The organism is Agrobacterium sp. YIC 4121 (genome assembly GCF_002008205.1).
Lineage (GTDB): Bacteria > Pseudomonadota > Alphaproteobacteria > Rhizobiales > Rhizobiaceae > Agrobacterium > Agrobacterium leguminum.
In genome coordinates this window covers 376157-388153 of record NZ_MRDI01000003.1, presented here as the reverse complement: position 1 = coordinate 388153, position 11997 = coordinate 376157, and the positions used below count along the sequence as shown (strand labels likewise).

At 61.5% G+C, this 11997-nt stretch carries 10 protein-coding genes; 5 read left to right on the top strand and 5 right to left on the bottom strand.

The genetic code is table 11. The features are described from left to right. The first annotated feature begins 104 nt into the window (after positions 1–104). The 4 genes from pgeF (at position 105) to BTE54_RS06115 (ending at position 4045) form a co-directional block, all read left to right on the top strand. Positions 105–899: a peptidoglycan editing factor PgeF gene (gene pgeF / locus BTE54_RS06130; protein ID WP_078051796.1), complete on the top strand. Its 795-nt coding sequence runs from the start codon at positions 105–107 to the stop codon at positions 897–899. A 1-nt stretch (position 900) separates the two neighbouring features. Further along, positions 901–2052 carry a Xaa-Pro peptidase family protein gene (locus BTE54_RS06125; protein WP_078051795.1) on the top strand — a complete coding sequence of 384 codons (1152 nt, stop codon included), beginning with the start codon at positions 901–903 and terminating at the stop codon, positions 2050–2052. 89 nt (positions 2053–2141) lie between these two features. Beyond that, positions 2142–2891: a hypothetical protein gene (locus tag BTE54_RS06120; protein WP_065655721.1), complete on the top strand. Its 750-nt coding sequence runs from the start codon at positions 2142–2144 to the stop codon at positions 2889–2891. A 221-nt stretch (positions 2892–3112) separates the two neighbouring features. Continuing rightward, on the top strand, positions 3113–4045 hold the full coding sequence (locus BTE54_RS06115) for a ribose-phosphate pyrophosphokinase (RefSeq protein WP_003522877.1): 933 nt from the start codon (positions 3113–3115) through the stop codon (positions 4043–4045). Positions 4046–4293: 248 nt separating this feature from the next. On the opposite strand, the gene BTE54_RS06110 is transcribed toward BTE54_RS06115, so the two are convergent. Genes BTE54_RS06110 through BTE54_RS06095 form a run of 4 tightly spaced genes read right to left on the bottom strand, consistent with a single transcriptional unit; the run spans position 4294 to position 7762 of the window. Further along, a complete protein-coding gene (locus tag BTE54_RS06110; protein WP_078051794.1) occupies positions 4294–5142 on the bottom strand; it encodes a phosphatase PAP2 family protein in 849 nt (282 codons plus the stop codon). After that, on the bottom strand, positions 5132–6640 hold the full coding sequence (locus BTE54_RS06105; protein WP_198939086.1) for a glycosyltransferase family 39 protein: 1509 nt from the start codon (positions 6638–6640) through the stop codon (positions 5132–5134). The genes BTE54_RS06110 and BTE54_RS06105 overlap by 11 nt, the downstream gene beginning before the upstream one ends. Next, on the bottom strand, positions 6615–6902 hold the full coding sequence (locus BTE54_RS06100; protein WP_031233742.1) for a lipid-A-disaccharide synthase N-terminal domain-containing protein: 288 nt from the start codon (positions 6900–6902) through the stop codon (positions 6615–6617). Before BTE54_RS06100 ends, BTE54_RS06105 begins: the two co-directional genes overlap by 26 nt. A 20-nt stretch (positions 6903–6922) precedes the next feature. Continuing rightward, positions 6923–7762 carry a glycosyltransferase family 2 protein gene (locus BTE54_RS06095; RefSeq protein WP_078051793.1) on the bottom strand — a complete coding sequence of 280 codons (840 nt, stop codon included), beginning with the start codon at positions 7760–7762 and terminating at the stop codon, positions 6923–6925. A 189-nt stretch (positions 7763–7951) separates the two neighbouring features. Here BTE54_RS06095 and BTE54_RS06090 point away from each other — a divergent pair, with 189 nt between their 5' ends. Next, the gene (locus BTE54_RS06090) at positions 7952–10216 is read left to right on the top strand and encodes a methyl-accepting chemotaxis protein (protein WP_078051792.1); all 2265 of its coding nucleotides are present in this window, start codon (positions 7952–7954) and stop codon (positions 10214–10216) included. Between the two features lie 132 nt (positions 10217–10348). Here BTE54_RS06090 and adh read toward each other — a convergent pair whose 3' ends face one another. After that, positions 10349–11866 (bottom strand): aldehyde dehydrogenase, encoded by a 1518-nt coding sequence (gene adh, locus BTE54_RS06085; protein ID WP_065655717.1) that lies wholly within the window; start codon positions 11864–11866, stop codon positions 10349–10351. Positions 11867–11997 lie beyond the last annotated feature (131 nt).

Genomic DNA, 11997 nt, shown 5'->3' with positions numbered 1-11997 from the left:
CACACTGCATCACACACGCCGCGCAACGCCGCGGCAACCGGAAACATCTCGCTTAACCGTACCTCACTGGCCAACAGCGATATTCTCCAAGGAACTCCCGCACCATGCAGAACGCAACGCTGCCGCTCCCCATCCAGAGTCCCCTGCTCGCCGACTATAGCAAAAACCGTATCCGTCACGGTTTTTTCACCCGGCAGGGCGGGGTGTCGGAAGGGCTTTATCAGGGCCTCAATGTCGGCCTCGGCTCGCATGACGAACCGGAACGGGTGCAGGAAAACCGTCGGCGCGTAACGCAATGGTTCGGCCTGTCGGCGGAGCGCCTCGCCACCGTGCACCAGATCCATTCCCCCGATGTTCTCGTGGTCGATGAAACCTATGACGGCAGCCGCCCGCAGGCCGACGCCATGGTAACCGCGACACCGGGTTTCGTGCTTGGCGTGCTGAGCGCCGATTGCGGCCCGATCCTGTTTGCCGATGCGGAAGCCAGCGTCGTGGGTGCCGCCCATGCCGGCTGGAAAGGCGCGCTGTTCGGCGTGCTCGAAAACACCATCGAGACCATGACGACGCTCGGCGCCAGCCGGGAGCGCATCGCCGCCTCGCTCGGCCCTTCGATCAGTCAGAACAATTATGAGGTTGGTCCGGAATATGTGGCGCGTTTCACCGATATTGATCCGGCCTATGCGAATTATTTCGCCGGGACGGAGAAGGAAGGTCACGCATTGTTCGACCTCAAGCAATTCACCATCGACCGGCTGACGAAAGCCGGTGTGAAAGCGGAAAATCTCGGCCTCTGCACCTATCCCGACGAACATCGCTTCTATTCCTACCGCCGCACCACCCACCGCGCCGAACCCGATTATGGCCGGCAGATTTCCGCAATCGCAATTCTGGAGGACTGACATGGCCCTGCATTTCGAGCTTTCGGAATTCGATGCCCGCCGCGAGCGTCTGCTCGCAAAAATGGCCGAGGAGAAGCTGGACGCCCTTCTGCTTTTCGCGCAGGAAAGCATGTATTGGCTGACCGGCTACGACACGTTCGGCTACTGCTTCTTCCAGACGCTGGTGGTCAAATCGGATGGCTCCATGACGCTTCTGACCCGCTCGGCGGATCTGCGCCAGGCCCGCAATACCTCCATCATCGAGAATATCCTGATCTGGGTCGACCGGCCCAATGCCGACCCGACGCTCGATCTGAAGAACCTGCTGAGCGATCTGGACCTGCTGGGTGCAAAGATCGGCGTCGAATACGACACCCACGGCATGACCGGCCGCGTCGCCCGCCTGCTGGACAACCAGCTCGCCAGCTTCTGCCAGATGAGCGACGCTTCCTATCTGGTCAGCACACTGCGGCTGGTCAAAAGCCCGGCCGAGATCGCCCATGCGCGCAAGGCGGGCCAACTGGCCGATGCGGCGCTGGACGCGGCGCTGCCGCTCATCAGGCCCGGCGCGGACGAGGCCGCAATTCTCGCGGCCATGCAGGGAGCGGTCCTGGCCGGCGGCGGCGATTACCCCGCCAATGAATTCATCGTCGGTTCCGGCGCGGATGCGCTGCTGTGCCGTTACAAGGCCGGCCGCCGCAGGCTCGACGACAAGGATCAGCTGACGCTGGAATGGGCCGGCGTCAGCGCCCATTACCATGCCGCCATGATGCGCACGGTGGTAATCGGCGAAAAGGACTTCCGCCAGAAGGAGCTTTACAGCGCCTGCCTGCAAAACCTCACCGCCATCGAAGAGGTGCTGGGGCCGGGCAAGACCTTTGGCGATGTCTTCGACGTGCATGCCCGCGTGATGGACGAACGCGGCTTGACCCGCCACCGGCTGAACTCCTGCGGTTATTCGCTGGGCGCGCGCTTCTCGCCGTCCTGGATGGAGCATCAGATGTTCCATGCCGGCAATCCGCAGGAGATTACCGCCGACATGACACTCTTCGTGCATATGATCGTGATGGATTCCGATTCCGGCACGGCCATGACGCTCGGCCAGACCTATCTGACCACCGACGGCGCACCGGAGCCGCTCTCGCGCCACAACCTCGATCTTCTCACAGCTTAAATCGCTGCCGGGTTTGACAGAGCGGGAAAACCGCCCTTACATTGCGCCACCTTGGGCAAGAAGGAGCGGAACATGAGAGGGAAAATCGCATGAGCCGGACGGGGTTCACCCCCCTTTTTCCGGCCATCATTGTTCCAGCGATGATGCTGGCCCTGTCAGGCTGCAACACGACGGAAGCGCTTACACCGCAGGTGGATGTCGGCCACAATGCCTCGCAGTCGACACCCGTGACCCAGGGCGATCTCGACCAGATGGCCGCCGCCGCCGACCGCGCCCCCACGGGCGCTCCGGCAACCGCAACATCCGTTCCCGCCTATGCACCGCAAAACTCGTTGCAGGCGCAGGCACAGGCGCTGTCCAACGGCAGCCAGTATGGCGAGCCGCTTCGCCAGAACCAGACCGCAACCCAGCCACCCGCCGCCGCTCAACCCGCCCCCGCGCAGCAGACGGCATCGCTTGCGCCCGCCTCTTCCGCAAACTCCATCCGCTTCCTGCCTATCATCGGAGCCCCGGTTCAGGCGGTGACGCCGCTGTCGCGCCAGCTCGGGGCCGAAGCGCGGGCGAAGGGGCTGACCATCCGGGCCTCAAACGACAATTCGGCCGAAAACATCCTGAAGGGATATTTCTCCGCCTTTGCCGATGGCGCCAAGGTCAATGTCGTTTACGTCTGGGACATTCTGGACGCCAATGGCGTGCGGCTTCACCGCCTGCAGGGGCAGGAAACGGTGGCGGCAAAAGGCAGCGATCCATGGGCCGCCGTGACCGACAGGGTCATGCAGGATATCGCTGCAAAAACGCTCAACGACTATTCGTCATGGAAGCAGTCTCAACAGGGATGAGGTGAAAACGGCGGGAGAAGTCACAGAGATTTCACGAAAATCATTGCGAAAGCGCGGAGTCCTCTTGCAATCGGAAGCAACAGCGCTATTAAGGCGCGCATGGCAACAAGGCGTATCCGGCAAAGGCTTTTCAGCCGGATGTTCCTCCCCTTGAACGACGCTTGGTTACGGTGGATTGAGCCCCGTGATGCAAGGCGATGGCATGGAAACAGGCGGCCGCAATGAAGGTTTTCGCAGGCAATTCGAACCGGCACCTTGCCGAAGCGATCTGCAAGTATCTTAATGTTCCTCTCGGAAATGCCACTGTAAAGCGGTTTGCTGACCAGGAAATATTCGTAGAAATCAGCGAGAACGTGCGCGGCGAAGACGTTTTCATCGTCCAGTCCACCTCCTTCCCGGCAAATGATCATCTGATGGAGCTGCTCATCATGATCGACGCCATGCGCCGCTCCTCTGCCAAGCGTATTACCGCGGTGCTTCCCTATTTCGGTTACGCCCGCCAGGACCGCAAGGCCGGCCCCCGCACCCCGATTTCCGCCAAGCTCGTCGCCAATCTGATCACCGAAGCCGGCGCCGACCGCGTTCTCACCCTCGATCTCCATGCCGGCCAGATCCAGGGCTTCTTCGATATCCCCACCGACAATCTCTTCGCAGCGCCCATTCTCGCCCGCGACGTGAAGGACCATTACGACACCAACAATGTCATGGTGGTTTCGCCCGACGTTGGCGGCGTGGTTCGCGCCCGTGCACTCGCCAAGCGTCTCGACTGTCTTCTGGCCATCGTCGACAAGCGTCGTGACCGTCCGGGCGAATCCGAAGTCATGAACGTCATCGGCGATGTCTCCGGCAAGGACTGCATCCTCATCGACGACATCGTCGATTCCGGCGGCACGCTCTGCAATGCCGCCGAGGCGCTGCTGAAAAAGGGCGCCACCAGCGTTACCGCCTATATCACCCACGGCGTGCTTTCCGGTGGCGCGGTTGCCCGTGTTGCGTCCTCGAAGCTGCGCGAACTCGTTATCACCGACAGCATACAGCCGACCACCGGTGTCCAGTCCGCGCATAACATCCGCGTGGTCAGCACCGCAGGCCTGCTCGGCGAAGCGATCAACCGCACCGCACAGGAACAGTCGGTTTCCGGCCTGTTCGACTGAAGAGCTGCGGCAAACCTCGACAACCGTTCTGCCGCTTGGCGAATTGCCGCCCGGTTTAGATTCCCGGGCAGGTTGCGTTCCATGTTGAAATCGCTGGTTGCCTCGACGTCGTCCTCGGCCCTGCGCCGAGGATCCAGTCATGTTGAATGAAATCAACAGGTCGCAGATCCTCGGAGACCCGAGGATGACGCAGGAGTGTCTGGCGCGCTTCGTCATTCACCTCATTGAAGCGAACTCCGAAGTTCCCCTTAAGACGATGCCGCACCCGCATCCGGCGGCCGTTGCAGACGTGAGGCTGCGGCCTTGATTTTCGGCCACCAGCGCCGAACCCGGGTCAGGACAGCATGGCGACCGTTACGCCAGATGCTGACCGTATCGGCTGTGACCGCATCGCCGGTAAACAGATGGCGATGACGTCCGATCACCAGCGCCCGGTAGAGAAACAGGGTTGTGAGGGCGGAAAACAGGATGGACATCACCACATCGCTGAGGAAATGCCCGCCGGCCGCGATGCGCAAGCCGGACATGAGGACGATCATGCCGGCGGCGATGCCTCCCATCACCAACCGTCCGCGCCGTTGCAGCCGGGGCCAGACGAGCACGCAGAGCGGCAGGAAAAAACTGGCGATCAGCGCGGTTTCGCCGGAAGAAAACGAGCAGTTCGAATAACATTGCGCACTGTACTGAAAAGGCGGCGTGAAAAGCTGCTGCCCGCCGAATTCGGTGACGCTGAATGGGCGCGCGCGACCGATGGTCGCCTTCAGCACACCATTGACCAGAAGCCCGGCACAGAGGATCACCGGCCCACACAGGAAGGCCCACACCCGCCAGCCGGTTCTTTGCAGCGTGCCCAGCCGAAGATTGCCGACAAGGATCGTGAAAGCCAGAAGGGTGGCAAGCTCCGTACCTTCGCGCAGCGTATCCCGCAACCATTCGGGAAACGGCTCACGGCCGGACCATGGCTGCTCGACGGGCGAGAAAAACAGGGCGGAGAATCTCAGATCGATGGAGGGAAAGGTCGCGAACAGGATGACGAGCGCCAATGTCGCGAGTGTCACCCAGATCGTGATCCGCATATGCGAAAGATCATTGTCCATTGCTGCCCTCCGGCATGCATCGCGGCAGCAGGCGCCAGAGTCCGATTTCCCTGCCCTCGAGGAAACCCGGCCCGGCGGTCCAGCGGGCGACCGGAGCTTCGCCGGCAAGGCAGGCCGGCAGGCCATCCGCACTTGCCAGAAACAGGGGATTTTTCGCCTCGCCCGGTTTCAGCGGGTAAAGAAGCGCATAGTGACTGGAAGGCACGCCGGTCTCGGGCAGCGCGCGCGTCATCACCTGTTTCTCATCCCGAAGCTGATAAAAAAGCTCGGCAAGTATCGAACGGTCGGTAGCGACGATGGCGTCCGCACCCGCCTCGCGCGCCCGTAACAGACCGGTCGACACCAGCTCGGCGCGCCCGAGATACCGCGCCATCGCCAGTTCACCTTTCGGCAGGCGCAATTGCGTTCCAGCAATGGTCATCAGCGGCAGCGCGATGGCCACGATGCTACCAAGTACAAGCGTGGACACGATGAGCCAACGCCGCGACGTCAGGACCGGCACCGCCAGAAGCACGCCCGCCGCATAGGCCCCGACTGCCCAATTGGCGAGCGCCCGTGACATCAAACCCTGCGCGGTAATCAGCAGAACGATCGGCACCGAAAGAGCGACCAGCGCCCGGGTTTCGGCGTTCTTCGCACGAATTGTTGCGACGACCATGCCGACGAAAACGAACGGTCCGACCACGCCCGCCTGCGAGAAGAAGAATTCCAGCGCGGAACCGATCTTCAGCTGGACGCCATGCCAGTTCGCATTATCCGCCGTATGGCGTGCGGTCATGAAATCATGCGCCGCGTTCCACCACAGATTGGGCGCGATGACGGCGACGCAGACGAGCGCAGCAATGACCGCGTCACGCAGCCGGATGCGCCATGCCTCACAAAGCCAGCCGGCAGCGATGAAGCAGGGCAGAAAATAGATCATCGCATATTTCGACATCAGCCCGAGGCCGAAGCAGAGACCGAGCGCGATGCTCCAGCCCAGCGCCGCCCTGCCCTCGCGGCGGGCCAGCGCAAGCTTCCGCACGGAGATCATCGACAGCACGATGAACAGCATCATCGGCGTATCGGTCGAGATCAACAGGCTGCCGAGCGTTACGGCCGGCAGGGTCAAATAGATAAGGGCGGCCAGGGATGCCAGCCTGACATCATAGATCATGCGGCCGAGCGCAAGAATGGCCGCCGCCGCGACGCCATGCACCACAGGCGCGGCCAGCCGAACCTGAAACGTGCCCTCACCGCCGCCCAGAATGGTTGCCGCGCGGATAAGCCAGCCGATTAGGGGTGGCTTGGAATAGGCGCCGAGCGCCATCTCCCTGCCCCATAGCCAATATTGCGCCTCATCGACGAAAAGGTCGGTGCGGTTGAAGGCCAGCCCAACGACGCGCAACGCGGTTACAAGGACAATCGCCGCGAATGCAAATGTCAGCCATCGACGCTCATCGCCTGCCTGCGCATAAGGCAGGGTCGCCGCCTCATGCATGCTGGCGGCGTTCGGCATGAATCAACCAGAGATTTCGGGCATAGATGAAAAGGCCGGACGCCTGGCCCAGAATGAAGACCGGATCGCGCCGCCAGATGGCGTAGGAAAGCAACACCAGACCGCCGAGAACGGAAAAATACCAGAAGGCCACCGGAATGACCGAGCGGTTCGCCCGTTCCGAAGAAATCCATTGAACCAGAAAACGCATGGTAAACAGCATCTGGCCCATGAAGCCGGTGCAGACCCACAGAAATTCCTTCCAGCTGTTCACATGCAGCATGGACCATAAAGCCGGTGCATTCACGGCGATGTCTCCGTTTTGAAAGTTTCAGCCCAGCTTGAGCGCTTGCGCCGGCGCAGCAGCCAGGCGACGCCGATCAGGTCGTGGATGCCGACAAGCGCGCGGCCGATATTGGTGTAATGGGAATTCCCGTGCAGCCGCGCCCGGTGCGTGACGTCGACATGGGTGACCTGCCAGCCGTCGCGATTGAACAGCGCCGGGAAATAGCGGTGGTGATGATCGAAATAGGGCAAGGCGAGATAGGCGTCGCGGCGGAAGGCCTTGAGCCCGCAGCCGGTGTCGCGCGTGCCGTCCTTCAATATCCGCGCCCGAAGCCCATTGGCGAAGCGGGAGGAAAGACGTTTTCCAAGCGTATCGCGCCGACCGACACGCTGGCCGGCCACAAGACCGAGCCGGCTGGGAGCGCTGGCGGAGAGAAGCGGCGCGAGAAGAGCCGGCAGATTGTCCGGCGGGTTCTGCCCATCTCCATCCAGCATGCAGATGACAGGCGCACGCGCCGCCTGCACACCGCTGTGGATCGCCGCAGACTGTCCGCCCTGACGATCATGCCGGACGAGCCGCAGCATCGGGTAACGATCGCCAAGCGCCAGCACCGCATCGACCGTGCCGTCGGAAGATGCATCGTCCACCACCACGATCTCGAAGGCGCCGACAGGCAGGCAGGCGGCAAAAATCTCCGCCACGAGCGTTTCCACACTCGCTTGCTCATTGTGCATGGGCACGACAACGGCGAAATCCGGCCTCGGTTTCACGCTGGCTCCGTCATATCCGTCCGCATTCAGTCTGCAGACATCATTGATAGTGGCGAGAGAAGGAGCGCGGAAAGCTTGCATGAACATGAACAGCCGTTGAACTTCACTCGATATGCGCCCGTTCTATTGCAGTTTTATTACGGGAAACGCGTCAGTGGCGGCCGGCTATTTTTTCACGGCATGCGGGAAACAATCGTACAATTCCCAGCACTTTTAACGCGGCCGTAAACAATTTTTGCCACGGTATGGCCACGTTTTTTGGGGGGAGGAAACAGGATGCCGGGTGTAAATCCGACTGCTGTCAAAGCTAAATCATTGTCGATAAAGGCCAAATTCGCAGCGCTCGTCACGGGCGCAACGCTGGTTTCATGTCTTTCCGTGGGGCTATTGTCCTACGAGATGGGGAAGGCGGGACTGATCGACGCCAGCGAAATCAGGCTCGAAACGGTTGCAGGCAACCAGTCCAAGCAGCTTGATGCCTATACTTTGCGCGTCGAACAGAGCATTTCCGAATTGTCGCAGAACGCCGCGGTCGCACAGGCGCTGGAAACGATGACCACCGTTGTGCCGACGGAAAGGGATGCGATCATCCAGGCTTTCCGGCGCGAGGGCGTCTCCGAAGAGGAGCGCGCCTCCTTCAATGGCGAAGGCCTGCGACTGCTTTATGCCATTCGCCACGCCACCATCAACGCCGCCATCGCCAGCGTCTGGCGCAACACCCGTGTCAGCGACATCTATGTGATCGACAAGACCGGCCTCATTATTTACACCGTAACCAAGGGGAAGAACTTCCTCACCAGCGTGACGGAACCGCAGAACGCCGCGATCAAGGACCTGTTCGACCGCATCGAAGCCGGCAAGGACGGCGTGGTCAGCACCACTGGCTTCAGCGGCGGCGAAAATCATTCGGCCATGATCGGCATGCCGCTCGCCGTCTCCAACTGGGGCCAGCTCCAGCGCAAGGGCGCCGTCATCATGCGCATCGCCGCTGATCGCATCGGCGCGGTGGTGACGCCCGAGGAAACCGGCAAGACCATCGATGACGCCGTTCTCCTGAGCGCCGACGGCAAACGTCGGGCCGGCGTACTGTCGGGCGGTGCTGACGCTGCGGTTTCCGAAAGCCTCGCCGCCCTTTCCAACGCAAACAACGCCGGAACGGTGATGGCGCAGACACCTGCGGGCAACATCTTCTATGCCTATCGCCCGGTCTCCGTCTTCGGCCAGAAACATCTTTTGGCCATCGGCCAGCAGGAAAGCAAGGTCCTCGCCGCCGCCAACGATCTCGCCTTCTGGGCAACGGTTGCGACACTTGCCGTGCTTGCGATCATGACGCTGATCGGCATTTTCGTTTCCGCGAGCCTTACCAAGCCGCTGACCGGCCTTGCGGGGCTGATGGAGCGCCTGAACGGCGGTGAAAACAACATCGAGATCAAGGCCGTTTCCCGTGGCGACGAGATCGGCATCATGGCGCGCGCGCTGGAATCCTTCCGTCAGGGCATTCTGGACAAGCAGCGCATGGAAGCCGAATCCCATCGCAAGAGCGAAGAACTGGACGAAGAACGCGCCCAGCGGGAAATGGAAAAGGCAAGAAGCGCGAAAGAACTGGAAGAGGCTGTCGACGCACTTGCCACCGGTCTTGCCAATCTCGCGGCCGGCAGGCTCGATCTCCGCATCGACAAATCCTTCGTGCCGTCGCTCGATCATCTGCGCATCGACTTCAACAACTCCATGGCAGGCCTGGAAGCGACCATCTCCAACATCGGCGAAAGCGCCAATGCCATCCGCTCCGGCTCCGGCGAACTGAAAAGCGCATCGGAAGACCTGTCGCGGCGCACCGAACGCCAGGCCGCAGCCCTTGAGGAAGCGGCAGCGGCACTCGGAGACATGACGCAGGCCGTCAATCTCTCGCTGTCGCGCTGCAATGTCGCCGTCGAGGCGACGGCGGGCACGATGCAAGATGCGCACAAGTCCACGGCTGTCGTTAAAGAAGCGATCGTGGCGATGGAACGCATCGAGACCTCGTCGGCCAAGATCCGCCAGATCATCGATGTCATCGACCAGATCGCCTTCCAGACCAATCTGCTGGCGCTGAATGCCGGTGTGGAAGCCGCCCGCGCCGGCGAAGCCGGCAAGGGCTTTGCCGTTGTGGCGCAGGAAGTTCGCGAGCTTGCCCAGAAATCGGCAGCCGCCGCCCGGGACATCACGACGCTGATCGCCACCTCGGCGGGCGATGTGGAAAGCGGCGTGGCGCTGGTGCTGAAGACCGGTGAAAGCCTCGAGCAGATCCAGAAACGCATCCAGTCCGTCAACGACCAGATCGGCGAGATCGCCACCGCATCGCGTGAACAGTCCGGCCGCCTCAGCGAAATCAACGCCTCCGTCAACGAACTCGACCATGTAACGCAGCAGAACGCGGCCATGGTGGAGGAAACGACGGCGGCCGCTTTCTCGCTATCCAGCGAGGCGGACGGCCTGACCGAACAGGTGGGGCAGTTCTCGGTCGGCGCCCCCCGCCAACGGGACCAGCGTTACGCGGCATAAACCGCAACGAAAAAAGGCCGGAGGCAAAACCTCCGGCCTTTCTGTTTGAAGCCGGGCTCCCAGGGGCCGAAGCCCCTGGGAACACGCCGGCGATCTGGCACCACAGCCCCTCGCCGGCTTCCGGGGAGGACCTCAGAAGAAACCGACCTTGTTCGGGCTGTAGGACACGAGCAGGTTCTTGGTCTGCTGGTAATGGTCGAGCATCATCTTGTGGGTCTCGCGACCGATGCCCGACTGCTTGTAGCCGCCAAAGGCAGCGCCTGCCGGATAGACGTGATAGCAATTCGTCCACACGCGGCCCGCTTCGATGCCCCGGCCGGCCCGATAGGCAATGTTGGTATCGCGGCTCCAGACGCCTGCGCCCAGACCGTAAACCGTGTCATTGGCGATTTCGAGCGCCTCTTCCAACGTCTTGAAGGTGGTGACGGAAACGACCGGGCCGAAGATTTCCTCCTGGAAAATCCGCATCTTGTTGTTGCCTTCGAAGACGGTCGGCTGGATGTAATAGCCATCCTTCAGATCGCCCGTCAGCGTCTTGCGGTCGCCGCCGGTCAGAACCTTGGCGCCTTCCTTCTTGCCGATCTCCAGATAGCCCATGATCTTGTCGAACTGTTCCTGCGAGGCCTGCGCGCCCAGCATGGTCGACGGATTGAGCGGATCGTCCTGGCTGATCGCCTGAACGCGCTTGATCGCCTTTTCCATGAAGCGGTCATAGATCGATTCATGCACCAGCGCACGCGAGGGGCATGTGCAGACCTCACCCTGATTGAGCGCGAAGAAGGCGAAACCTTCGAGCGCCTTGTCGAGGAAGGCATCGTCCTCGTTCATCACATCGGCGAAAAAGATGTTCGGCGACTTGCCGCCCAGCTCCAGCGTGATGTTGGTGACGTTGTCGGCCGCATAACGCATGATTTCCTTGCCGACCGAGGTGGAGCCGGTAAAGGCGATCTTGGCGATGCGGTTGCTCTGCGCCAGCGGCTTGCCGGCTTCGAGGCCCGTGCCGTTGACGATGTTGAGGACGCCGGGCGGCAGCAGGTCTTCGATCAGTTCCATCACGATGAGAATCGAGGCCGGTGTCTGTTCCGCCGGCTTCAGCACCACGCAATTGCCGGCGGCAAGCGCCGGTGCAAGCTTCCACGCAGCCATCAGGATCGGGAAGTTCCACGGAATGATCTGGCCGACCACGCCGAGCGGCTCATGGAAGTGATAGGCGACCGTATCGTTGTCGATTTCGCCGATCGTGCCTTCCTGGGCGCGGATGCAGCCCGCGAAATAACGGAAATGGTCGATGGCGAGCGGAATATCCGCATTGGTGGTTTCGCGCAGCGGCTTGCCGTTATCCCAGGTTTCGGCACGGGCGATGAGATCGAGATTGTCCTCGATCCGCTGGGCGATCTTGAGCAGGATGTTGGAGCGCTCCGTCACGCTCGTCTTGCCCCATTTGTCGCGGGCCTTGTGGGCGGCATCCAGCGCGAACTCGATGTCGGATGCGTCCGAACGCGGCACTTCGCAGATCTTGTGGCCGGTCACCGGCGAGAGATTGTCCATGTAGCGGCCGGATTTCGGCTCCACCCATTTGCCGCCGATGTAATTGCCGTATTTCAGCTTGAAGGGCGCTTCGCCCGCTTTCTGCTGAACCTGAATGTTCATGATTTCATCCTCCCTGATGAAAACGATCCGCAGCGGACCGCATGGGAGGAAGGTGGGCCTAGATGGCGCGGTTCGGTAGAGGGGCGACGCGGTTCCGCAGCGCACATTGTCTCACATCTGCGACAAAGCCG